21 protein-coding genes are annotated in these 22,976 nt (G+C 53.8%); 5 read left to right on the top strand and 16 right to left on the bottom strand.

The window, feature by feature from the left end; translation table 11 throughout:
- Positions 1 to 91: 91 nt before the first annotated feature.
- The 16 genes from AB1644_06520 to mnmE all read right to left on the bottom strand — a co-directional run bounded on the left by AB1644_06520 (position 92) and on the right by mnmE (position 16,607).
- On the bottom strand, positions 92 to 592 hold the full coding sequence (locus AB1644_06520) for an adenosine-specific kinase (protein ID MEW6050701.1): 501 nt from the start codon (positions 590 to 592) through the stop codon (positions 92 to 94).
- Entirely contained in the window at positions 582 to 1,403 is an 822-nt protein-coding gene (locus AB1644_06515; protein MEW6050700.1) for a hypothetical protein, read from the bottom strand. The genes AB1644_06520 and AB1644_06515 overlap by 11 nt, the downstream gene beginning before the upstream one ends.
- Positions 1,400 to 3,373, bottom strand: a complete 1,974-nt coding sequence (locus AB1644_06510; protein ID MEW6050699.1) for a peptidylprolyl isomerase — start codon at positions 3,371 to 3,373, stop codon at positions 1,400 to 1,402. The genes AB1644_06515 and AB1644_06510 overlap by 4 nt, the downstream gene beginning before the upstream one ends.
- A gap of 378 nt (positions 3,374 to 3,751) precedes the next feature.
- The gene (locus tag AB1644_06505) at positions 3,752 to 4,651 is read right to left on the bottom strand and encodes a DUF58 domain-containing protein (GenBank protein MEW6050698.1); all 900 of its coding nucleotides are present in this window, start codon (positions 4,649 to 4,651) and stop codon (positions 3,752 to 3,754) included.
- A 51-nt stretch (positions 4,652 to 4,702) separates the two neighbouring features.
- Positions 4,703 to 5,665, bottom strand: a complete 963-nt coding sequence (locus AB1644_06500) for an isoaspartyl peptidase/L-asparaginase (protein ID MEW6050697.1) — start codon at positions 5,663 to 5,665, stop codon at positions 4,703 to 4,705.
- A complete protein-coding gene (locus AB1644_06495; GenBank protein MEW6050696.1) occupies positions 5,666 to 6,340 on the bottom strand; it encodes a hypothetical protein in 675 nt (224 codons plus the stop codon).
- Positions 6,337 to 6,972, bottom strand: a complete 636-nt coding sequence (locus AB1644_06490) for an MjaI family restriction endonuclease (protein ID MEW6050695.1) — start codon at positions 6,970 to 6,972, stop codon at positions 6,337 to 6,339. Before AB1644_06490 ends, AB1644_06495 begins: the two co-directional genes overlap by 4 nt.
- A 4-nt stretch (positions 6,973 to 6,976) precedes the next feature.
- Entirely contained in the window at positions 6,977 to 8,248 is a 1,272-nt protein-coding gene (locus AB1644_06485; protein MEW6050694.1) for a DNA methyltransferase, read from the bottom strand.
- Positions 8,245 to 9,252: a MoxR family ATPase gene (locus AB1644_06480; protein MEW6050693.1), complete on the bottom strand. Its 1,008-nt coding sequence runs from the start codon at positions 9,250 to 9,252 to the stop codon at positions 8,245 to 8,247. Before AB1644_06480 ends, AB1644_06485 begins: the two co-directional genes overlap by 4 nt.
- A gap of 408 nt (positions 9,253 to 9,660) precedes the next feature.
- A complete protein-coding gene (locus AB1644_06475; GenBank protein ID MEW6050692.1) occupies positions 9,661 to 10,107 on the bottom strand; it encodes a polymer-forming cytoskeletal protein in 447 nt (148 codons plus the stop codon).
- Positions 10,085 to 10,879, bottom strand: a complete 795-nt coding sequence (locus AB1644_06470; GenBank protein ID MEW6050691.1) for a M23 family metallopeptidase — start codon at positions 10,877 to 10,879, stop codon at positions 10,085 to 10,087. Before AB1644_06470 ends, AB1644_06475 begins: the two co-directional genes overlap by 23 nt.
- Positions 10,876 to 11,724 carry a ParB/RepB/Spo0J family partition protein gene (locus AB1644_06465; protein ID MEW6050690.1) on the bottom strand — a complete coding sequence of 283 codons (849 nt, stop codon included), beginning with the start codon at positions 11,722 to 11,724 and terminating at the stop codon, positions 10,876 to 10,878. The genes AB1644_06470 and AB1644_06465 overlap by 4 nt, the downstream gene beginning before the upstream one ends.
- Positions 11,721 to 12,479, bottom strand: coding sequence for an AAA family ATPase (locus AB1644_06460; protein MEW6050689.1), 759 nt, complete (start codon positions 12,477 to 12,479; stop codon positions 11,721 to 11,723). Before AB1644_06460 ends, AB1644_06465 begins: the two co-directional genes overlap by 4 nt.
- 87 nt (positions 12,480 to 12,566) lie before the next feature.
- Positions 12,567 to 13,163 carry an RsmG family class I SAM-dependent methyltransferase gene (locus AB1644_06455; GenBank protein MEW6050688.1) on the bottom strand — a complete coding sequence of 199 codons (597 nt, stop codon included), beginning with the start codon at positions 13,161 to 13,163 and terminating at the stop codon, positions 12,567 to 12,569.
- Between the two features lies 1 nt (position 13,164).
- The gene (gene mnmG, locus AB1644_06450; protein ID MEW6050687.1) at positions 13,165 to 15,054 is read right to left on the bottom strand and encodes a tRNA uridine-5-carboxymethylaminomethyl(34) synthesis enzyme MnmG; all 1,890 of its coding nucleotides are present in this window, start codon (positions 15,052 to 15,054) and stop codon (positions 13,165 to 13,167) included.
- A gap of 143 nt (positions 15,055 to 15,197) precedes the next feature.
- Positions 15,198 to 16,607 carry a tRNA uridine-5-carboxymethylaminomethyl(34) synthesis GTPase MnmE gene (mnmE, locus tag AB1644_06445; GenBank protein ID MEW6050686.1) on the bottom strand — a complete coding sequence of 470 codons (1,410 nt, stop codon included), beginning with the start codon at positions 16,605 to 16,607 and terminating at the stop codon, positions 15,198 to 15,200.
- A gap of 283 nt (positions 16,608 to 16,890) precedes the next feature.
- Between mnmE and AB1644_06440 the strand changes: the two genes are divergently transcribed.
- The 5 genes from AB1644_06440 (at position 16,891) to AB1644_06420 (ending at position 22,855) form a co-directional block, all read left to right on the top strand.
- Entirely contained in the window at positions 16,891 to 17,652 is a 762-nt protein-coding gene (locus AB1644_06440; protein ID MEW6050685.1) for a hypothetical protein, read from the top strand.
- Positions 17,653 to 18,749: 1,097 nt separating this feature from the next.
- Positions 18,750 to 20,078, top strand: a complete 1,329-nt coding sequence (locus AB1644_06435; GenBank protein MEW6050684.1) for a hypothetical protein — start codon at positions 18,750 to 18,752, stop codon at positions 20,076 to 20,078.
- A 10-nt stretch (positions 20,079 to 20,088) separates the two neighbouring features.
- Entirely contained in the window at positions 20,089 to 21,129 is a 1,041-nt protein-coding gene (locus tag AB1644_06430) for a hypothetical protein (GenBank protein MEW6050683.1), read from the top strand.
- A 33-nt stretch (positions 21,130 to 21,162) separates the two neighbouring features.
- Complete coding sequence (locus tag AB1644_06425) at positions 21,163 to 22,362, top strand: hypothetical protein (GenBank protein ID MEW6050682.1); 1,200 nt, start codon at positions 21,163 to 21,165, stop codon at positions 22,360 to 22,362.
- Between the two features lie 34 nt (positions 22,363 to 22,396).
- A complete protein-coding gene (locus AB1644_06420) occupies positions 22,397 to 22,855 on the top strand; it encodes a C25 family cysteine peptidase (GenBank protein ID MEW6050681.1) in 459 nt (152 codons plus the stop codon).
- Positions 22,856 to 22,976: the final 121 nt, after the last annotated feature.

Genomic DNA, 22,976 nt, shown 5'->3' with positions numbered 1-22,976 from the left:
ATATTCGTGTTGAAATTACTAACCAGATTCACAGGGGTACTCCACCGCCGCCGGCCTGAGTGTAGACGAAGGCTTGCGGTGGGCCTGCCTGCTATCGCTTATACCCAATCTTCCGCAGGAACGCTGTCCGCTCCTTCTTGTCCTCGTCGGTCTCGATCCCCAGCGGCGGCTCGCCGTCGATTACCGCCAGCACGCCTCGCCCCTGTTCGGTCTCGGCCACAATCACCTGAAGCTGGTTCGCAGTGGCGCAATATATCCGGCAGACCTCCTGCACCTCCTTCACGCGATTCAACACGTTGATCGGGAAGCCGCCCTTAACGTACACAAAAAATGAGTGGCCGCAGCCGACATCGAACGCCGCCCGCTCGGCCAATTCGATCATCTCCTGATCGTTGCCGTCAGATCGGATCAGCCGCTTGCCCGAGGACTCGCAGAACGCGACCCCGAATTTCAGACCCATTGACGCCGTCACCAGCGCCTCGTACAGGTCTTCCACCGTCTTGATGAAATGCGACTGCCCGAAAATGAGATTCACGCCGTCCGGAACCGGCACCCGCACCACCTTGGTTTTGAATGGTTGTTCATTCGTCATGGCCGACCTCGAAAAACTGATCTTTGATCCCGCTGTTGATACGGGGATTTTTATAGTACTCGCGCGATGCAATCTGGACACCGATGAAAAACATCGCCTTCGCTTTGCCTCGTATCGAAAACTCCTTAGGAAGCCAAAAGCCCTCAGGGGTAGGAGTGTAATCGAGGGTCATGTGCAGCCGGTTCATCTTGAACATGGTCGACCGCACCAGCTTGGCCGGCTCGAACTCCACGCGAACCAGGTGGAAATTCTCCGCTTCGAAATAATATTCGCCGTTGATGAGCGAATCGGCCTTTTCTTTGGCCGTGACCGTAAAGTGATGGCAGATCCGATCGGCATATTTGTTGGGGTCAACGCCCTGATAGGTTATCTCGTACAACGCGCGGTACCTGGGGAAGAACGGTCGCACCATATTGAGTGACACATCGAACCCTTTGCGGCGTTTCTTCTTTTCCAGTTGAGTGGCGAACTCCTTATCCCGATCTTCGGCCGATTTCAATTTCCCGTCTTTGGTCAACTCAAGGACTTCTTCTTTGAAAAGCGCGGTATCAGGGAGGTATTTGATAAACGTCTTCTTGATCCAGCGCGCTTTCTCCTTGAATTCCTCCTTGTCGTTGTATTCGCCGTCGATTCGCTCCGTCTGGAACACCACATCGCGCAGTTCGGTGCGTTGAGTGCTATCGACAATCAGAATCTGCTCAATCAGCGCCTCTGGATCGATCCCGCTCGGTGGTTGGGCAACAGCCGCTGGATGTCCAATGACGAAAGAGGACAGTGCCACGAGCGGATATGTCAGACTCGCTATTCTCATGTCTTACCTTCTCTGATAATGATTTTCTGTATCGTATCACCGGGCACGATCTGGTCGGCTATGTCCATGCCCGTGAGCACCTCTCCGAAAACGGTGTACCGGGCGTTCAGATGCGGCTGGGGCGCGACCGTTATGAAAAACTGCGAGCCTCCGGTGTCCTTGCCGGAGGTGGCGATCCCCACCGTCCCGCGCTCGTACGGATGCTCACTGTACTCATCGCGAATATAATAATCTGGCCCGCCCCAGCCATCACCGCGGGGGTCACCCCCCTGGATCACAAAGCCCGGGACAACACGATGAAATATCAGCCCGTTGTAGAACCCTGTCTTGGCCAGCGACATAAAATTGAGCACGGTCAGAGGGGTGACATCGAACAAGAGCTCGAGTTCGATCGGCCCTTTGGACGTTATGATCGTAGCTGAGGGGTTCAGCATCGCGAACCGGTCGAATGCCTTACGAATGTCTGCCTCGGCTATTCGGGTTGTCGAAGGTGGCACCTGCTTGTAGCGGTCCTCCTGCCGAACGTCGTCATACACTTTCGCCGCGGCCAGCCGCACCACGTACTCTTTGTCCAGGATACCGTCGATCAGAAGTCTCACCACCGCGCTGTCCTGGCCGAGCGTGTTGAAAAACACCGGCAGCGCCTCGATTATCGAACGTCGAATATCCGGATTTATCGACGTTCCTTTCGCCATCAGGTTTTTCAGTGTCGGCAGGAACGATGTAAGCTTCTGCTCCTTGATCTTCTCGATGCCGTTCACCACCACCGAAAAGTCCGGGTCGACCAACGCTTTGTTGATATGGAAATCAAGATTGTTCATGTCGAGCTTCGCCAGCACATCGAGCGCGGCGTTACGCACCGACGGCTCCTCATCGCCGAAATAGACTGCCACCCTTGATACCACACTTGGCTGGTTCATAAGACCGTACGCTTCCACACATGCATCGCGGATGATTGGCGATGGTTTCCGGGTAAGGATTGAATCTACCAGGTTAACCGCCCGGTCCCCCTGGATCGCCGCCAAATACTTGATCGCCGCCGCGGCGACATTGTCCGAGGGCTCGGTGAACAGTATCGTCTCGGCCGAAAGTTGCGCCTGGTCGCTTTTCAACTTTTGCAGGGCATTGAAAATCTCGACAACTATCTTCTCGTCATAGACCGTTCCCAGTTTCCGTGCCAGATGTCCGGCCGTTTGTGACGAAGCTTTGCTCGCAAGTGCATTAATTGCCTGTGCCTCGACACCGGCATCGATATCGTTCAGCGCGATAGCCAGATAATGCTCGGCCTCGGGCGAACTCACCGCCCCCAGCCCACGCACCGCCCAGGCTCGCACAGCGGGGTCGGCATCGGCGAGGGACTCGACATAAATGCGTTCCCCTTCCGGCGCCCCCATCCGAGCCAGTGCGTACAGCGCCCGCTCTTTCACTAAACTGTCCGTCTCGGTCGAGGCCAAACTAACCAGTTCCGCGGCTTTGCTTTTCGCTCGGCACAGAAACAGCGCGTTGCAGGCAGCCTCACGCACCTCCGGTGAGGGGTCCTCCAGAAACCGCGCGATCCGGTCCGGCATTTCGGTCATGCTGCTGTCGGTCAGACGTCCGGCCGCTTCGACAGCCGATGCCGCAACGGCGCCGGGCAGGTCGATTGCCACTTCAATAAGTTTCGAGGCGTACCGACGGTCCTGCATAAGTCCCAATGCGAACGCGGCCGCACCGGCCACATCTAGCGAGCTATCCATCACGAGGGTATACAGCAGTTCTGAACCTCGCTTATCACCGATTCGCCCGACCGCCAGAGCCGCCCGGCGGCGAATCTCCACATTTGGGTCAGCCAGATACCCCTTCAGGCGAGCGCTGAACTCCCTTCGGTCCTCGTCGTGAATTATTTGCGCGAGCTTTTCAGACTGCCCACGCACTCGGTTCTTGTCATAGAAGTAATATGCACCGACCGCTACCAAAACGATCAGTGCCATCAGGGCTATCCGTTTGAGAATCAGGTTCATAGCAGTTGGGAACGTATAGGTTCGGCGAAGGGGGTGTCAATGTTTTTGATTCCGGGGAAGATAGGTGGAATAACCCCCTTCGAGCCAAAAAAGAACCCCTGGGGGTCAACCAGGGGCAGGTCTAACTTAGCTGGCACTATCTTTCGGTAATGCCACCTAGCCAAAAAGCAAAGTCCGTGCCATTGTCGGGGAAGGGAAATCTGCCAGTGTCAGAAAAGCTATCGTCTTAGCCCGCAATAGTTTTGATCCATGCTTGGCCTCAACGCTCTGTGCAAATCTGTTCAGGTATTGAACAGGGGTTTGCCGACCAGGAATAATGCTTGCAACTGCTTTGCCGGCAGAGCCAGCCTAATACAACCGCTCCCGTTTCGCCAAAAACGCGTACAGCGCTTTGTCGAACGGGGTGTTGGTGTCGATCGGATGATAGTCGATATTGGACTGACGGCAGGAAGACTCGATCTCAGTCGCGAACGCCTTCACCTGCTTCTGGAAATCCCGCTTCATCTGATACGGCATGGTGGTAATCTCTTCGCCGGTCTCCATGTCTTTGAACACCGCCTCCTGGCCGAACGCAAAATCCCGCTCGCGCGGGTCCAGAATGTGAAAGACAATAATCTCGTGCTTGTTGTACCGGAAATGCTTCAGCCCCGAGACAATCCGCTCGGCATCGTCCAGCAGGTCGGACATGACAATCACCAGCCCGCGCCGTTTGATCCGCTCCGCCATCTCGTGAAGTGCGACCGAAACGTCGGTGACATCGGCCGGCGTCTGCCCGGCGATCTCGTTCAAAAGTACATGCAGGTGCCCACTCTTGGAACGTGGCGGGATATACCGGCGAATCTTCTGGTCGAATGTCACCAGCCCCACGGCGTCGCGCTGGCGAAGCATCATGTATGACAGCGCGCCGCATAGCATACCTGCATAATCCAGCTTGCTGACCCGTGCCGCCGACCTGTACGCCATCGAACGGGAGCAGTCGAGCAGGAGATACGCCTTGAGATTGGTCTCCTCTTCGTATTGCTTGATATAGTACCGGTCCGACTTGGCGTACAGTTTCCAGTCAATATCCCGGATATTGTCTCCCGGCATATACTGGCGATGTTCCGCAAATTCCACTGAGAAGCCATGATATGGTGACTTATGCAGTCCCGCGATAAACCCCTCCACCACCATGCGGGCGCGCAGTTCCATCCCCTTGAGTTTGGAGACCGTTTCCGGTTCGAGATATCGGCGGTAGTCGGTGTTCATAATCGGCACACTCTGTCGGGTTTCTTGTCCGAAGCGGACGCGGAACCCGACCTACTTGAATATCGCGATCTCTTCGCGTCCATCGGCTGTCTTATACCCGCGGTACATCCCCTCACTGTTGAACGGCATGGCGATATTGCCGAGTCGATCAATCGCTATCACTCCGCCGCTGCCGCCAATCGCAGTTAGTTTCTCCATCACACCTATGTTGGTCGCCTCGGCCAGACTCATCCCTTTGTACATCATCATCGCCGCAATATCATGCGCCAACACCGCCCGGATAACAAACTCCCCAACGCCTGTAGCAGAAACAGCACACGTAGCATTGTCCGCAAAAGTCCCGGACCCCACGATCGGGGTATCGCCGATCCTGCCGTACCGCTTGTTGGTCATCCCACCGGTCGAGGTCGCCGCCGCCAAATTGCCGTGGCTGTCGAGCGCCACCGCGCCCACTGTCCCCTTATCCTTGTCATCGGAGTGATCCAGCCGAACAGTCACTGCTTGATTTGCCTCTTCCCATTTTAGGGCCTGCTGCAGTTGGTCCCAGCGATGCTGTGTGAAGAAGTACGATGGCTCGACAAGTTCGATACCGTTCGTGACCGCAAACGCTTCGGCGCCATCCCCGGCCAAAAGCACATGCTTGCTCCTTTCCATCACCAACCGCGCGAGAGTTATCGGACTGGCAATTCGCTTTATGTTCGCCACCGCGCCAACTGCGCGCGTAGCTCCATCCATGACACACGCATCCTGCTCGTTGGTCCCTTCGTGGGTGAACACCGCCCCTTTGCCGGCGTTGAACAGGGGGTTCTTTTCCATCACAACCACCGCCTCGACTACGGCATTGAGTGCCGAACCGCCGCGTGCGAGTATCTCGTATCCGGCAGCAAGTGATTCACTGAGGCCGTTTCGATAACCGGACTCTCTTTCCGGCGTCATCTCTTTCCTGCGTATCGTCCCGGCGCCGCCGTGGGTGGCGATAACGAATGGGCTGCTCTGAGATTGACGGGATGACATCTATTCCTTGGAGGGACGGCGGCTGAGATCAACGAATATGAGAAAGCTCATGTATGCAATAACTACAAGCAAGACCAACCCACTGATGGCCAGGAGATCATCGAACAGCCGATAGTACCCCTGCCCGGTCAGGCCAATCGCATGCGCGACGATTGAGACTCCGAACACCCAATACAGAATCTTCTTGAGTTTCGGCGAAGCCGATGAAAACAGAAACACCAGCCCAATCCCAAAGAACAGCAGCGTCTGCCCGTTGATATGCGTGTGCGCCAGGCCGAGATTGTGGGAGAACCGTCGATGTTCCCGCTGCTCGTCGTTCGGCTGCATCGCCTTGCGCGCGATTGCGGCAGCGGTGGCGCTGTCGATTCTGCGCTCTCGTCCCGCGCTCTCCGAATCCCATTTGGGTGCCAGTACCGCCTGCGAGTCGGTCAGCATCTCGTTGATATCCTGCCGAACGTCGCTCGGCAACTGCTTCACCGGCACCGTTGACTTGAGTTGTAGATATTCGGGAAGCGGCGTCTCTGGTGTGACTTTCCCTTTCCGCTCGTAGAATATCCAGACTGCATAGAAACAGACCAGCAGCATGAGCGCCGTAAACAATCCCACAAACAGCTTGGCATAAGGGGGAAGGTTGGAGAGACGGAATTGTTCGAACACATCAACGGACGTGGTCATCTGGCCTCCAATCGAGCGATCTCTGCTTGTATCTCGGCGACAACCTCAGGATTACAGATCTTTTTCCCTTTGCCCTCTGTAATCGATACAACATAAAAGACACGGCTGCCGAATTTAGCTGTGAACTCCTCGTGGGTTCTCTGTTGAATTTGATGCTCTTTGAATATCTGTGGTATATGAGCAGTATCACCCGCCGGTTTGATTTGAAGACCAATAAACCTGTCCTTCACAGGAATGAAGAAGTCGACATTGTACAGCCGATCCCATTCGTCGGAAGCAGGCTTAATCTCAACCCTGAGAATTTCCTGCAACTGTCCGTACACGGTCTTGATTTCGGTGACATAGCCGTCATATGTCCGATTGATGACCAGGTTGATAATGTAGTCGATACAATCCTGCTCGGTTACCTCGGTGATCTCAGCCGCAAGGACTTCGGTGATTTTCACGTGCAACTTCTTGCCAAGTTCTACAAGGTGTTCTCTTCCGTAGACATTCTTGTAGTAGTATTCTTCCCACTCTTTCAGTGACCGCGGCTGGCAAGCCCGTATGCTTAAGGAAGTCGGGCCCACATTACGCTTGAAATTCAGCTGGAAACGATTGGTCGCCGAATTGAGAATCCACTCCTTGGACATTCCGCTATCCCCCAAGCTTCAGAAGAACCTTGTTGCTAATCGGCGTTGATTTATCCAACGTGGCAAGGCCGTATCTTATCAAATGCGCGTTCAGAAACGTTTTGTTCTTCAGAAACATATACACCATGAGGTGATTATCACCATCGTGTTTTAATTCGTCAAACTTCAGCGACACCTTTTGTCCCTTTAGTTTTTTCGACAAGAAACTGACCGCCTCTTGTTCCTTGTCCTTGAGCGGCGCTACACCCAGCAAACGAGTGATCAAATCGTTTTCCAGGCGAATGAGGTTCGGTGAGATAATCTCCTCCACACTGTACAAGTCACTCCGCACTGGTGTATTGCGATCCAGCTTGGAGCCGAATGTCAGTTTTTTCGGGTCCACCTTCTTATCAAGCTTCAATGGATCGACGAAAAGATATGGCAGTTTCCTAAACGCTTCTGTTGGGACTCTTCTTATGTCTTCCTCAAAAACGACATTGCCCATCGTAAAGAGATCAGAATCACTTCGAAGTTTGGAACGGATCGGTTTCTCAAACTCCTTGTTTATCTCGTATCCGATTGACTGCCTACCCAGGCGCATTGCGGCCAGCGACGTCGTTCCGCTCCCAAGGAACGGATCAAGAACGGTCTCTCCAGCGAAACTGAACATGCGGATCAATCGTCGAGGCAATTCCGTTGGAAACATGGCCATATGTTCGGATTGTTTCTCTCCGGCGAAATTCCAGTGACCGTTGAAGTACTGATTCCATTCCTCCGTCGTGAGCTTCGATCGCCGCCTGGCCTCGAGAGTTGGCTTGGGAGCCGTGCCGTGTTTTTTGAACAGTAGGATGAATTCGTAGTCAATCTTGACAATACCGTTGCGTGGGTAGGGGAATGAACCCATGATAGTCGCCCCGCCGGTCGTGTTACAGGTAGTGACCTTTTGCCAAATGATCGAGCCCATGAAATCGAATCCCACAGTTTCGCAGAACCTGGTAATCTCCGTTCGTATCGGAATGACCTTGTACCTCCCGTAATAAACTGAGCGTGCGAATTGGTCCCCAATGTTAATACAGAGGCGACAACCATCGTGAAGAACTCGGTGGCACTCCAGCCACACTAGATTCAGATTGTTAATGTAGTCTTCATACGAGTCGTCGAACCCAATCTGTTCCTTTGCACCGTAATCCTTGAGTTGCCAGTACGGCGGCGACGTGACTATGAGATGAACGGACTTGTCTCCAACAAGCGACATACTTCGCGAATCGCCGAATATGATGCGGTGACTCGTTTTCACGCCTTCTCCTTCACCGTCTCCAATGTCCGCTTGATGATCTCCATCGTGTCGACGCCATCGGCCTCGGCGTTGAACGACGTGACGATTCGATGCCGTAGCACCGGGTACGCCGCAAACCGCACGTCCTCAGGTCCAGGCGTGGGGCGTCCCTCCAGAATCGCTTTTGTCTTCGCCGCAAGAATCAAATACTGCGAAGCTCTCGGTCCGGCACCCCAGTTCACCCAGTTCTTCACGAATTCCAGCGCCTGCGGCTCTTTCGGGCGTGTCGCCCGCACGAGGTCAACCGCATATTCCACCAAATGGTCAGACACCGGCACCCGCCGCACCAGTCTCTGAAATCCGACAATATCCTCAGCCGACAGTATCTTCTGCAAATCGTAACTAAGCACCGTTGTGGTGGACTTCACAATCTGTTGCTCTTCGTTCGTCGACGGGTAATCCACAAACACGTTAAACATGAACCGGTCGAGCTGCGCTTCCGGAAGCGGGTAAGTCCCTTCCTGTTCAATCGGGTTTTGCGTGGCGAGTACGAAGAACGGCTCTTCCAGTTTGTACGTCTGCCCGGCCGCGGTCACCTCGTGTTCCTGCATCGCCTGCAACAGAGCCGCCTGAGTTTTGGGTGGCGTGCGATTGATCTCATCGGCCAGAATGATATTGGCAAACACCGGGCCCTTAACAAATCGGAACTGGCGACGCCCCGAGGTCTGGTCCTCTTCGATCAACTCAGTTCCCGTGATATCCGAAGGCATCAGATCCGGTGTGAACTGGATACGATTGAATTTCAGATTCAACACTCGCGCCAACGTTGATATCAGCAACGTCTTGGCCAGCCCTGGCACGCCAACAAGCAGACAGTGTCCCGATGACAACAGCGAGATGAGCAACTGCTCGATTACTTTATCCTGTCCAACGATAACCTTGCCGATCTCTTTGCGGATGCGTTCGTATGATTGATTCAGGTGTTCGACTGCTTGAAGATCTGATTTCGTTTCTGTTACGGACATCTATTCCTCCGGTTATCACCAAGGTTGTCATGAGATTGTACTCACGTCAAATCAGGGTGACTCACCCTAAGTGTGGTCATTTCAAATTGTTGGAGCCAAGTATACGAAGCGCGAGCGCTCCCCACCATCTCAAAAGCTTACGATGCGAGTACCCAATTTCTCCTGGAAAGCGGCTTTCTCTCGAAGTGGTATCCACACTCGTCCCCACTGGCAAGTGTAAAAACCGCCTGTAATAATGAATCACTTCACAAGAGCCATCTAACTGATAGCCGCGCAATAAGAAACCGGTACTGACGGAGTGTGGATAAATGACCTGTTCAGGCGATGTTGCGTACAATTTATGCTATTGTCTTACAATAGCTTATATCATTATCCACAGTTAGTGGTGGTTGTCCACAGCCGTGAAACTTACGGCTTATACCCTTTTGTGTCTGTCGAGAAGATCTCGTCCTTCTTGGAGTCCCGCTTTTCTTCGGGCGGCAGGAAACCAAGGTCGGAGCGGCCGCTGTTTTTCATGTTGCAGGAGCCGCAAAAGAGAGCTCCCTGCTCGATGACGAGTGACTTGGTCTTGATATCTCCCTCCATTTCGCATTTGGCCTGGAGTTCGATCTTGTCGGAGGTCACCACGTTACCAATGAGATGACCGGCAATCACGGCAGCAACCGACTCAATGTCGGCTTCCACCACTCCGGTGCTGCCAATCGTCACGCAATCGTTGCAGATCACTTTGCCCTTGACCGTCCCGTCGATACGCAACGCCCCTTTCACGTCTATTGTGCCTGTGATCAGGGTGTCCTTGCCGATAATCGTGTTCATGAGACCGTCCACCTCGTTATTGAAGGGTTTCTTGATCATACTGGTCTTCCAACGGATTTATGGGTTGGTTATGGATTCGTAATTCGTAATGGAGATGCGGCGCACTGCTTCGGCCGCTGTTTCCTGACAACGCAATGCGGCTCCCCACCTGGACCTTCTGGCCCAGCCGCACCAGGAGCCGCTCATTGTGACCGAACACGGTCATCACGCTGTCGTTGTTTTTGATCACCACCATGTTGCCGTACACTGAATCGACTCCGGCGAACGTCACCTGTCCGGCACCGGTGGCAAGTACCGGCGTACCAATTGCGCAGGCGATATCCAGTCCCGGATGGTACTGGCTGGAGTCCTCGATTTGAAAACCACGGCTGAGGAATCCCTGGAGCGGCAGTCCGGATGGCCAGTCGTCATCCGTGCCGGACATTCGCGGCAGGATCGCCGGCGCACCCTGTTCCATCTGAGCGAACAGCGTGGAGTCGTCCGGGATGTCCGGAAACTGATAATCGATACCGGCAAGCTTGGTGAGTCTGGTGACCATATCGCGCACCTGTACGAGATTGTCCTCAAGCAGCTTCACCTTGAAGCGGTATCGCTGCAGATCCTCGTTTTCAGCCTTCAATCGCTCGGCCAGCGCCGCCTTCGTAGCCATCTGGCCGTAGAATATGAAAAACAATACGATCCCTATCACGATCAGAATGAGCGCCGCAGCGCCGATCTGCACGTACAACCAGCGGACTCGCCAGTTGAGACGCGCTTCGGTACCGTCGGGCACCAGCATGACCGTCACATACTTACTTTGTACGATTCTCATCCCTCTATCTTTTTGAACAGCTCAAACAGGCGATCCAAGTCATCGTCGCCGTAATACTCAATTTCGATCCGCCCCCGCTTCAGCCCCGGCACGATCTTGACCGAGGTTCCCAACAGCCGCTTCAAATATGTTTCTACCTCGCTCAGCGCGGGAAGTTTGCGTTTAGGTACAAGTTTTCGCCGCCGGGTCCGGGTCGATTCCTGTTCCGCCTGGCGGACAGACAGCGACCCCTCCACGATCCGCTGCGCCATTTCCGTCATGGCAGCCTCATTCGGAAGCCCCAGTATCGCCCGCGCATGCCCCTCGGTAAGCTGACCGGCTCGTATCATTTGTTGAATTGCAGGTGGAAGCGTCAACAGTCGCAACGTGTTGGTCACGGCCGTGCGGCTCTTGCCGAGCTGCGTCGCCAGATCGTTTTGTGTCAGCCCGCACTGGTCGATCAGTTTGCGATACGCCGAAGCCAATTCCAGAGGATTGAGATTCTCGCGTTGGATATTCTCCACCAGCGCCAGCTCCAGCATGCGGACATCGTCGGCCGCCTCCATCACCACCACCGGGATTTCCTGCAGGCCAGCCATTACGGCAGCGCGATGTCTCCGTTCCCCTGCGATAATCGTGAACCCGGTGTCCCCCTTTCGCACCACCAGCGGTTGCATCATGCCGTTCTGCTTGAGCGATGCCACCAGTTCAGCCAGCCGCTCCGGATCGAAATCGTGCCGCGGCTGCATCGGATTTGGCGTTACCTCATCGATCGATACCATTTTGAATTGTTCCGCCTGCGGGGCGGCACCCTCGTCGGTCGGAATCAGCGCTCCGAGCCCTTTCCCCAGCACCAACTTGCTCATCGCGCCATTACCTCTTTTGTCAGCGCCATGTAATTCTCCGCACCCGATGAGAGCACGTCGTACAGAATGATCGGCTTGCCGAATGACGGCGCCTCGGATAACCTGACATTGCGTGCAATCACGGTATTGTACACCTTGCTTGCGAAATGCTTGCGAACTTCGTCGGACACTTGTTTTGACAAATTCAAACGGCCGTCAAACATCGTCAACAGCACGCCCTCTATCTGCAGCGACTGATTCAGGTGTTGCTGCACGAGCTTGACGGTGTTCATCAATTGCCCCAACCCCTCGAGCGCGTAATACTCGCACTGGATCGGAATGATCACGGAGTCGGCGGCGGTGAGCGTATTGATGGTCAGGAGGCCGAGTGACGGCGGGCAGTCGATGATAACATATTCATACTGATCACTGATCGGCCGAAGCGCGCTCTTAAGCCGAGTCTCGCGCGACAGCATCCCCACCAACTCGACTTCCGCTCCCACCAATGATATCGATGATGGCGCTATGTTGAGATACTGGAGCTCGGTGGCGTGAATCACCTCTGGCAGCGCCTTGGCGCCTATCAGGACATCATATATTGACCTGTCGATTGCTTTCTTGTCCAAGCCAACGCCGCTCGTCGAATTCGCCTGTGGATCCATATCAATGAGGAGAGTTTTTTTCTCAGCCGCGGCCAGGCAGGATGACAGATTGACCGCCGTGGTGGTCTTGCCGACTCCGCCTTTTTGATTGGCTATCGCGATAATCTTGGCCAAGCTACACTCCTTGTCGCTACTCGGTCAGGTAATTGACCATTCTACCGTTACGCGTGATTGGACGCAACAAAAAAGTACGGCCAACACTTAGTTCGTACGGAAAACGGTGAATGAACGTACCACTGTGTCCCCCTTCACGATGAAAGAAATCGTCTCATGCCGGCATTGCGCTGGTTTGAAATCCGGAGTGGAGTAATAGACGAATGTGCCTTCCGGTGAAAGAGCGGCGAGGATCTTTTCAAGAAGGCGAGCGGTCAACTTCACATAAGATAGCGTGATCAGCTCGAATCGATCGTGAAGCCTGATATCTTCAAATGTACGGTCGATAACGCGGACCGACAAGCCGAGCTCATCGGCAATGCGATCCAGCGCCGCCGCTTTTTTCTGCGTTCGCTCGACCAGGACGCTGGGTCCGGAAACTCGACCAGACAGAAGAAGCGGAATGGCCGGCACTCCCCCTCCCGAACCAATATCGAGAAAAGGTCCCACGTGAAGGTCGAGATGGTCGCATGGGAATAGAGATTCGGCCACGATTCGATCGAAGGTCGCGCGGGATGTTTCACGTGAAACCAGGTTTACCTTCTGATTTTCCTGCATCAGAAGTTTGAAATACTGGTCCAGCCGGTGTGCGGGACTGGACCGTTCCAACAGAGCCTGTATATCGAGTGTGAGCGGGGAGGCCATATCAGCTGGGGCGAAGCTCGGACGAGCGCGAGGTCTTAAACCGCTTGAGATGGACCGAGAGCACCGCCACGTCGCCAGGGGTGATCCCCTCGATCCGTCCGGCCTGACCGAGCGATGACGGCCGGAACCGAGTGAACTTCTCCCGGGCTTCGTTACGGAGCCCTGAGATTCTATCGTATGTGAACAGGTCCGGTATCAACTCTCCCTCCAGCTTCTTGAACTTTGCGATCTCACGCTCCTGTTTCTCCACGTACCCCTCATATCGAATCTGAATGGCGGCCCGCTCGAGGACTTGCGGGTCTTTAGAGAACTGACCGTCGAATTGGGCCAGTATTGGAATCAGCTCAGATATCCCGATGCCCGGTTGCCGAAGCAGATCCGCCAGGCTGACTGTTTCGCTCTTACGAATCCGTTCACCAAGACTCCCAAGACTTGTATTGCGCAGCCGCGTCTTGGCGAGGAGTTTGATCTCTGCTGCCGTCTTGCTTTGTAGACGTTCGAATTCGTCATGTTCACTGCAAGGAATCAATCCGAGCTGGTCGGCATAGGCGGACAACCGGTCACGAGCATTGTCCTCTCGAAGCGCCAGCCGGTATTCTGACCGCGAGGTGAACATCCGGTACGGCTCGGTGGTCGACCGCGTAACCAGGTCATCAATCATGACACCTATGTATGCCTCCGAGCGGTCGAGTATAAATGGGGGCTCATATCGAAGGTATCTGACAGCATTGATACCTGCCATAATACCTTGTGCCGCAGCCTCTTCGTAGCCGGAAGTCCCGTTTATCTGTCCGGCGAAAAATAGCCCCCGCACACGCCTGGTCTCAAGCGAAGGCTTGATCTGATGAGTGGGACAGTAGTCATATTCGACGGCATACCCGGGCCGCGTTACCCGGACATTCTCCAGCCCGACCACCGTTCGTATCGCGGCATGCTGGACCTCCTCAGGAAGTGCCGTTGAAAAGCCGTTCGGATAGACTTCGTTGGTACCGTTCCCTTCCGGCTCAAGGAAGATATGATGCTTCTCTTTGTCCGCGAACCGAAAGAACTTGTCTTCGATTGATGGGCAGTAACGCGGTCCGCGGGATTGAATCTGACCGGAAAAGATGGGCGAGCGCTTGAAATTGGCCGAGATGATCTCTCGCGTTCCCGAGGTTGTGCTCGTCAAATGGCACGGCGTCTGCGCAAATTCCCTGTAACGCGTACGATGCGAGAAGTACGGGATTGGGTTCTCACCAGACTGAATCTCGCATTTCGACCAATCGATACTGTCGCCATCCAAACGCGGAGGTGTCCCGGTCTTTAGACGGCCAAGTTCGAAGCCAAGATCTCGGAACGAATCAGATAGCCGATATGCCGCGTTCTCGCCAATTCTCCCAGCCGCTATCTTCTTCTCCCCTATATGAATCAGTCCTCCGAGAAACGTACCGGTGGCCACCACCACCGCTTTTGATCCAATGAGCTCGCCCGACTCCGTGCGAATACCGGTCACTCTTCCCTGTTCAACGAGTATCTCGCCGGCTAAAGCTTCGATCACCTCAAGGCGTTCCTGCCTGGCGACGAAATCGACGACATACTGGTTGTAAGCGATCCGGTCCGCCTGGGCCCGGGTAGACCATACAGCCGGACCGCGCGAGAGGTTGAGCCGACGGAACTGTATGCCGGTGGCATCGATGGCCTCCCCCATAAGACCGCCGAGCGCATCCAGTTCCTTCACGAGTTGAGACTTGCCGATCCCTCCGATCGCCGGGTTGCAGGACATAAGGGCCAGCCGCTTTGAGTCCATGGTCACGATAGCGGCCGTCTGACCCATGCGGACCGCCGCGAGCGCCGCTTCCACTCCCGCATGGCCGCCGCCAATGACCACTATGTCGAATTCAGGATGATTCATGCTTTCTTCGGATCGATATCTTGCGTGAACGGTTCCGCCCTTCACCCGTCAGGAGTGCGGTTTCACGTGAAACCGATTGCGGCAGATGTTAGACCGCCGGGTGTACCAGGGTCCCTTTACTGGTCTATCGTTCACTTTGTTGTCTACTTGCCAATACAGAATTTGCCAAATATATGACCGAGAACCTCTTCGGTGTACAATCTTCCTGTTATTTCATCGAGTGCGTTGGTTGCCTGCCGAATGCTGAACGCCACGATCTCAGGGGAATCTCCCGCAACCGTCTTCTTTCGGACATCTATCAGCGAGCGTAAGGCAATATTCAGCTTCTGCTTATGCCGAGCCGATGTCACCACCAGCCCAGCTGTCATGTCCGGCATCTGATCGGCAATTCGTTTTACCAGAGCTGCTTCGAGATTCTTGAACCCTGATTTTTTTGAGCACGACATGAATATTATCTCGTTGTTGGACAAGTTGTTATGTGCTTGCTTTTCCCCAAGCAGATCGATCTTGTTGCCTACAATTATTATGTTGTTCACTGGCAATGCCTTAACGTCATTATCAAGTGACTTTACCCAACCTGCTTTCGAAATGTCCACCATCCAGATGACCAAGTGGCACTCGCGCATGATTTCCTTGGTTCGTTTCTGGCCAAGTCGCTCTATCGCTCCCCCCCCTTGTCTCAGCCCGGCGGTGTCGATGATGTTAACAGCAACCCCCCCAAGCTCGACCCATTCGGAGAGATAGTCGCGCGTAGTGCCGGGTCGTGGATTCACAAGTGCTCGTTCCTGGCGGAGCAGAAGATTAAATAGCGAAGACTTGCCGGCATTCGGCCGTCCTGCAATCGCGATTCTGAACCCTTCGTTAATGATACGACCGCCGGCATAGCTCTGAAGCAGAGTTCTGATCTTGGCCGCAATGTCGTCAATCTGCGTGGTCAGTTGCGTTTGTTCCATCTGCGGAATCTCTTCGTCAGGGAAGTCGATCATCGACTCGAACTCAGCCATGATTCTCACCAACTGGTCCCGGAGCATCGAAATATGCTCCGAGTATGCTCCCAGCAGGTGCTCCCGTGATGCCTGGTACGCTGACATGGTGTTAGCGGCGATCAGTTCGGCGACCGCCTCCGCACGGGCGAGGTCGATCCGCCCGTTCTCGAACGCCAGTCTGGTAAACTCTCCGGGCTCGGCGGCACGGGCACCGGAGCGAAGCAGTTCATCGAGGATCAGGCGCACCACCTGTCGGCCACCGTGGCAGAACAGCTCGACCTGTTCGAGGCCGGTGTACGAGCGACCGGCGGGCATATAGACCACCATGATTTCGTCGATAACAGTACTTTCGGCCGTGTGAAAGTGGCCGTACCGCATGACGAACGGGCGCCAGGGGGAACGATTTTTCGATGTCGACCGAAAATGACGAGAGCAGATGGCTCGGCTTCGTGGACCCGCCAGTCTGAGCGCGGCGACTCCCCCCTCTCCGGGAGGCGTGATGATCGCTGCGATTGTGTCTTCCGCCGACGGACTTTCGGCGCTCTGTTTCGATTCCGGATGTAGCATGTTGGTTTCGGGATAAGATACATGAATTTCCCCCGTAGGGACAAATAGGGAATGAAGCATTGCGAAAACAGCACAACGGGCTGAAAGGGACGGAGCATTCAGTTAATTGCGGTAACCGCCCCGGGACAGGCTTGCGTCGGGTCGCCGTTGTATCGTATATTACATGCAGCCATATTTACCGGTTTATCAGCGCAGCCGGGATGTGGATTCATTACGGGGATGACCCTTCGCGGGCTGCTGTGGCATATTCTCGTTCGATGAGAGGCGCAGATTTGTGAGTTTGTTGTCCGTACGGTGTTGGGCCGGGATCCTGCTGGCGGCGGGCATTTGTGCGTTGTCTGCCGGACCGGCGACGTTCGCCCAGTCGCTGACGTGCGGCGATGTTGACGCCAGCCAGGCGATCGATATCGGTGATCTCAGCTACACGGTGGATTTTTTGTTTTTCTCCGGTCCGCGCCCAATCCCAATCGACTGCGTGGGGGACTGGGACGCGAGTGGCGGGCTTGATATCAGCGATCTGTCGGCTCAGGTCGACTATCTGTTTTTCCAAGGATCTCCGCCGTCACAAAATTGCTGCACCAAATGCAGTGCGGGCTATGTTGATTGTGATGGTAACCAGTCCAACGGTTGTGAAGTGCTCCTTGACAGCAACCCAATATGTGCTCAGCCGGTCTATGTCGGCCAGTTTTATGCCGAAGAGGCCAGTTGTTCATCGCCGACCATTTACGTGCTCGAACGAGGTGAGCGGTTCGTACAGTTTCTGACGCTCGACTGTAATGCGACCTGCGTGCCCGGACAGCCGGAGCAGTTCAATATGCATCTCGTCCTCGTGCCGCCACCGGGGGTAGATTACGATCTGTATCTTTATACCGACGGCTGCGCCGAGGTCAAGTCCTCGGTCCAGAGCGGCAGCCTGACCGAAGAGATCAGATACACCTGGGCCGGTGTCTGCGGCCGTGAGGATGCGCAGTTCTGGCGGGCCGAGATCCGGTACAAGGGGGGCGAATCCTGCGAGACCTGGACGTTGGCCATCTCGCGGTTCTAGTCAACGTTTTCCCACACTCTGAGAGTTGTGCCCGTGGTATTCGGGGATACACGGCACTATATTTCACTTGACACATTCAACAGAGTTGTAGACATTCATGTCATAATGGGTGAGGGACCCGAGAGGCGGAGGGACCGCCCCATCGAGCCCCGAGTGAACATGGGATGAGTATTCTGCCATGCCGCTTTCGTGCAAAGTGAGTATTTTCGGGCAATAGCAGGTTTTCAGAATGGGAGGTATATGATGGCCAAAACCAAAATGTCCTTGCTTATCATAATTGCATTGGCAGAAGTCTGGTTAGCTGGTCCCGGGAATGCAAGTCCTGTCATCGCGGGACCAAACACGGCATCGGTCAACGTAGGGCCGCCAGGTTCCGAGCAAAGCTTGCTCAGATATTTAGCCGGGGATATGGACTCGGCTGCAAGCAAAGCGTATTCGGCACAGGTACAATCATCGGCCAGCCCGTTGAACGATTCCATCTATCTTCAACCTAGGCAGATGTTGTCTTCGGTAACGAAGAGTTTCACTATCTCAATTACCAATTGCAATTATCCAGTCGTACAGTATTTCTTCTTCGCCAACCCTGGGTATATCGATGTCAGCGTCGAGCCCACAGACCCCTATCAGGATGTTCACGTGTATCTACGGACGCGAGGATCGTGCTCGACGTCAACAGCAATGGATCAGGCTTCGCAGAGGACGGTTACTATTATAATCCCGGCAAGAACCGTTTTGTGCTTCTCGTTGGATTTGAAAGAATAGACAACTGCCAGCCAGACTGGCCATACTTTGTGAATCCAGTGAGGATATCTCTTTCATATACGCCTTATGAATGGGATTTCAGACTCGAGAGTGTTACAACCACTACACCCTACCCAAATGCCAGCGCCAATATAGCATTCCGCGTAAGGAACTATGGCCCGGACACGCTATTCCTAAACGCACCATGGAACTATCCGTTCGACTGTTTCCTGAATTACACACCAAAGGATTGCAACGCTCGACCACCAAACGATAGTGTTCGATTTCACGGTGTCATCGGTTCCAACAACTATGCTGACGGGCAATTCACTGTCGCGGGACCCCATTCAGGGGATATGAACGTATTTGTGAAACTTGATCCCAACAATCTGTTGCCCAAGGACCTGCTTGCATGGACCTGTAATTCCACGACGCCGTTGCTTCTGCGGTGGACGGTGGACTTGACCGGGAGTATCGAGATCAGAGAGTACACTGCCGAACCCGACTATGACCAGGTGATGCCGTTCTACAGATTTGATGTGGCCAAAGTTTCTGGCAATGACACAACCAATCTTGCGACTGACGTGACAACTGATGCGTCGGGTCACTATTCGGTTCGGATCCCCAGTACGACGAACATGCTCATTTATCGATTTACAACTGCGCAGACCGGTTCGCTTTTCCCTATATACAGGAGAGGTTCGACCTTGCCCATCAAAGGTAATCACGGTACTGGAGTTGCCGGAACGGCAAGTCGTACGATCAATGTTACAATGGTCGACAGTCTCCTTCCTGTCCCGTTCGCCCGAAATACCGCATTCTATGCTGCAAGTCGCCTCAGCCGAGACTTATACACGACTGATTCGTTGTTTCGGATTTATGGAGTGACGCTGGCGAAAATATATATCGGTTTCGACTCCACCAACACTGTCTCCCAAGCGGTATGGCGCCTCAACACGGCCGCAAATCCTGACACGTCCTGGATCGAATTTCGACAGAATAACTACCCAGTCCAGACAATCTGTCATGAGATTGGACATCAACTCAACTACCAGTTACAGGGTAGTGTCGTGCGCCCTGCTTCGCCATTCGATACTCTTCCACACTATACATACTCGGTCACAGACGAGTTATTCGCATTCGACGAGGGGTTTGCCTGCTTCATTCAGGCTGTTAGCACGATCCCGGAGTTGGTTGGGGATCGCGTTTGTGGTGTCCGGACGTGGGAAACGAATGACTGGTGGAAAGGACCAAGTTGTTACCCACAATACAACACGGCAGGAGAAATAGTCGAAGGCGCAGTGGGGAGTATCCTACTGGACCTCTACGACGACAATTCGCATCCCGAACGGCGAGTCAATCCAGATGATGACTCTGTGAGAGCCCCTTCGCTAATGATGCCAATAATTCTAGGATGTATACAGAACTACTCCGATACAGCGAAGACGTGGACACTGCGGGATTTCGCTGAGAGACTCGTGCGCGTGCAGTCACCGAGGTCGAGTTGGTACAACAATACCGCCTTCGGAACCCTACGCACTGGCATTTGCGCCATATTCCAGAGCTATTCTCTTATCGTGCCTCCGGATTACTGTAAGCGGACCACTGCACAGCATGGTTGCACCAAGAGTAGTACCAGTTCGGCGAGATCGTGTGTTCGTGAACCAGGAAAGTCCAGGAAGTGACGGGCGAATTATGAAGAAGTTTATAACTATGACGCTTGCGTTCTTGCTGGCAGTGCCTGTGGCCTCCCAAGTTGGAGGGTCGTTTGAAGCACGCAAGACCCAGTGGGGCGATCACCCGCTTGGTGGAAACCGGCCCTTCTATGCCAAGTTTGAGTTCAGAGAGGTACCCAGATCGTTTGATACTGCTGTTGCTGATTTTGAACTGGTAGTTTGTCAGGAAGACTTTCTTGAGCAGCGCAAGGTGTGGCCAATCAGGGTAGCGTACTCCCCAGCGACAACTACCCTTCTCAGCGATTCCGTGATTTATTGGAGAGGGGGGCATGAACTCGGCACAACTCTTACAGGGACTATTCGGTTCATACCACTCACGTCAGGAATAGCTTCAATTGCATTTTTCTGGCAGCCGGTGGATAGCATACTTGACAATTTCATATACTTGGTTAATGGCGTATCGTTTGAATGGTGCCTGAACGATGACGGAGAACTCGAATATCTCGGCTGTTCCGAGGGGAAGCCTGTCGACTGCGCGGGATCGGGAGCCTATTTTTTCAAAAACGATCAATTTCGTATTCGGTCGACCCGAGTTGAGACTGAGCGATACCCATTCGACTACGAGATTAGCAACGAAGGTCCCCTCCTCGTAGGCGATACGGGTACGGTGCTGTTCAATCTGAAAGTGCTCCACGACCTTCCGAAAGGAGTCGACATAGACTTGGTTGGCGAAAGTTGTGAGTTGTTATCGTCGGAAGCGAATCTACGGACAGCGCTGGCAAAAGGTGATTCGGTGCACTTGCGTGTTTCGTTTATCCCGAGACCGGTGCGGGACGATCATGGAATATCAGTGATTGTACAGGACCTGGGCGTGTTTCAAGACAGCGGCTACCGTCACCAGACCATCAGATTCGGCTTCTCATTTAACGACGCGGGGCGGTTGCGGTATGTTGGTACAGGCCAATGGTCGGCTCCTGCGAGCGCCCTACCACGGAGCTACCCCTGGGCCGACAGCGTGGCAAACAATACGGAGATGAAGGTCGGTACATCAAGGAAGTAGGAGTTGTTGCGGAGAGATATGAAAGAGTGAACTATGCAACGGTTATTGATGATGGTTACCTATGTGGTGCTTGCAGGTACATGGCAGGTCAAAGAGGCGTGGTGCGTTGGTGGTGGTGGGCAGACGGCGGCTTCGGGAACCAAGGCCGTCAATCTTGGTACGGGAAGACGCCGGCACAGATGGAGGAACTGCACGATGAAGCGTGTACTGCTTTCGCTGCTGTTGCTGTGTTGTAGCGATCTCAGCCTTGGTCAGATACAACAGCAATTTGAATCACACATGTCAAGCGATGGGGATCATCCCGACGGCCGTAACTGGCCGTTCTTTGGTAAGTTCAGCTTTGAACAGTTGCCCCAAGGACTGGACACTGCAGTGGTATATTGCACACTTACTGTCGTGAGAGAAGAAGCAGGTCCTATAGGATCTTGGCCGATCCGAGTCGCCTACTCCTCAAAGGCAATCACACTGTTGAGTGATTCTGTCTTCTACTGGAACGGAAGCCACAGGAATGGAGATGTATTCTCCGTAACCTTACGTTTCATTCCTTTAACCTCAGGGCGGAGCACCGTTCTTCTTTACCTACGGCCGGAAGGACTAAACATAGACTACGCCGTGTTCTACTTAAATGGGGTTTCTTTCGAGTGGTGTCTTGACGAAGATGGTCGGTTGACCGCACTCGGACCGTCACCAAATGCAACGCAAGACTGCGAACCACTCCCCGTGACATTCTATACGCGAGATCATTTTATTATGCAACAAACACCATCATTATCGAGTTGGTCGTTGTGTGATTACGAAATTGATGGTAGCACGTCTGTGCGAATTGGTGATACGGCCGTACTGTCATATCATTTCAAGGCGAACCGAGATTTGCCAGAGGGATACGATTTGGCTTATCGTGGACAGAGTGTACAGTTATTAACCGGATCAGCGGAAATCGGTAAGCCTTACCTCAAGGGAGATACCTTCACCGTCACCGTGTCATTTATTCCTTTGAAGGTGCGAAACAACCATAGCCTGCTGGCAGAGATTTCGGACCGGACCGCGGCTGAGGATGACGTATACGGAACTCAATTGATTCGTTGCCAATTCATCTTTCGAGACTCTGGAAACCTCCGGTATGTCAGTGACGAGCCCTGGTCTGTGCCAAGAAGCGTATGGCCCTCTAATCTCCCTTGGGCTGATTCAGAGAAAGACAACAGTCAATTGATTTTGGATACAAGACGGAAATGATTGCTCCCGATAAGGAACAGATAAGGAGCCAAATATGATATGGACGAGATTTGTTGGAAGCACCCTGTTGCTCGCGGTGGCGGTGACAGCTCAAACACCGGTGAGTGGCACCGTCCCTGAGGTGATCAAGAATAACATCTCACCGCAAGTCACGCAGGAAACAAACGCTTCTCTGCCGTTAGCAAGGGTCAAGACTCGATCGTTGGCTGATTCGATTCCCTGTATAATAATCACCAATCAGGCGATGGAAGCTGCGTTTGAACCATACGCCATTTTCAAAACCAAGCATGGAAGCAACACGAAAATAGTGACTTCTGAGTCCATTGCGACAACCTATCCCGGAGACAGTTCACAGATCAAAATACGTAATTGCATCCGCGATTATCATGAAACAAAGCACACGTTGTGGGTAATCCTCGGCGGTGATATCGACATCATCAAGCCGATGTATCCCCGCTGTATGCTGACTGACGTGATGAGCGATTTGTACTAGAACCTGTCTCAAAATTGCTTTAGCAGGATGAGGGTACAGGCGAGTTGTACAAAGCCCAGGAAATTAGCGGTGTAGTATTCCCAACGCACGAGGATACGTCGCTGCCACTGGAGCCACGAAA

This window comes from Candidatus Zixiibacteriota bacterium, assembly GCA_040753875.1.
Lineage (GTDB): Bacteria > Zixibacteria > MSB-5A5 > GN15 > FEB-12 > DATKJY01.
Note: the sequence above shows the minus strand (reverse complement) of the source record. Positions and strands in the feature narration are given on the sequence as shown.

Excerpts from the sequence above, each read along its gene's own strand:
- AB1644_06515 (MEW6050700.1), bottom strand. The coding sequence starts at position 1,403 with ATGAGAATAGCGAGTCTGACATATCCGCTCGTGGCACTGTCCTCTTTC.
- AB1644_06420 (MEW6050681.1), top strand. The coding sequence starts at position 22,397 with ATGATATGGACGAGATTTGTTGGAAGCACCCTGTTGCTCGCGGTGGCG.
- mnmE (MEW6050686.1), bottom strand. The coding sequence starts at position 16,607 with ATGCTACATCCGGAATCGAAACAGAGCGCCGAAAGTCCGTCGGCGGAA.
- AB1644_06465 (MEW6050690.1), bottom strand. The coding sequence starts at position 11,724 with ATGAGCAAGTTGGTGCTGGGGAAAGGGCTCGGAGCGCTGATTCCGACC.
- AB1644_06495 (MEW6050696.1), bottom strand. The coding sequence starts at position 6,340 with ATGACCACGTCCGTTGATGTGTTCGAACAATTCCGTCTCTCCAACCTT.
- AB1644_06475 (MEW6050692.1), bottom strand. The coding sequence starts at position 10,107 with ATGATCAAGAAACCCTTCAATAACGAGGTGGACGGTCTCATGAACACG.
- AB1644_06455 (MEW6050688.1), bottom strand. The coding sequence starts at position 13,163 with ATGGCCTCCCCGCTCACACTCGATATACAGGCTCTGTTGGAACGGTCC.
- AB1644_06505 (MEW6050698.1), bottom strand. The coding sequence starts at position 4,651 with ATGAACACCGACTACCGCCGATATCTCGAACCGGAAACGGTCTCCAAA.
- AB1644_06430 (MEW6050683.1), top strand. The coding sequence starts at position 20,089 with ATGAAGAAGTTTATAACTATGACGCTTGCGTTCTTGCTGGCAGTGCCT.
- AB1644_06435 (MEW6050684.1), top strand. The coding sequence starts at position 18,750 with ATGAACGTATTTGTGAAACTTGATCCCAACAATCTGTTGCCCAAGGAC.
- AB1644_06500 (MEW6050697.1), bottom strand. The coding sequence starts at position 5,665 with ATGTCATCCCGTCAATCTCAGAGCAGCCCATTCGTTATCGCCACCCAC.
- AB1644_06490 (MEW6050695.1), bottom strand. The coding sequence starts at position 6,972 with ATGTCCAAGGAGTGGATTCTCAATTCGGCGACCAATCGTTTCCAGCTG.
- AB1644_06480 (MEW6050693.1), bottom strand. The coding sequence starts at position 9,252 with ATGTCCGTAACAGAAACGAAATCAGATCTTCAAGCAGTCGAACACCTG.
- AB1644_06510 (MEW6050699.1), bottom strand. The coding sequence starts at position 3,373 with ATGGCACTGATCGTTTTGGTAGCGGTCGGTGCATATTACTTCTATGAC.
- mnmG (MEW6050687.1), bottom strand. The coding sequence starts at position 15,054 with ATGAATCATCCTGAATTCGACATAGTGGTCATTGGCGGCGGCCATGCG.
- AB1644_06520 (MEW6050701.1), bottom strand. The coding sequence starts at position 592 with ATGACGAATGAACAACCATTCAAAACCAAGGTGGTGCGGGTGCCGGTT.
- AB1644_06470 (MEW6050691.1), bottom strand. The coding sequence starts at position 10,879 with ATGAGAATCGTACAAAGTAAGTATGTGACGGTCATGCTGGTGCCCGAC.
- AB1644_06425 (MEW6050682.1), top strand. The coding sequence starts at position 21,163 with ATGCAACGGTTATTGATGATGGTTACCTATGTGGTGCTTGCAGGTACA.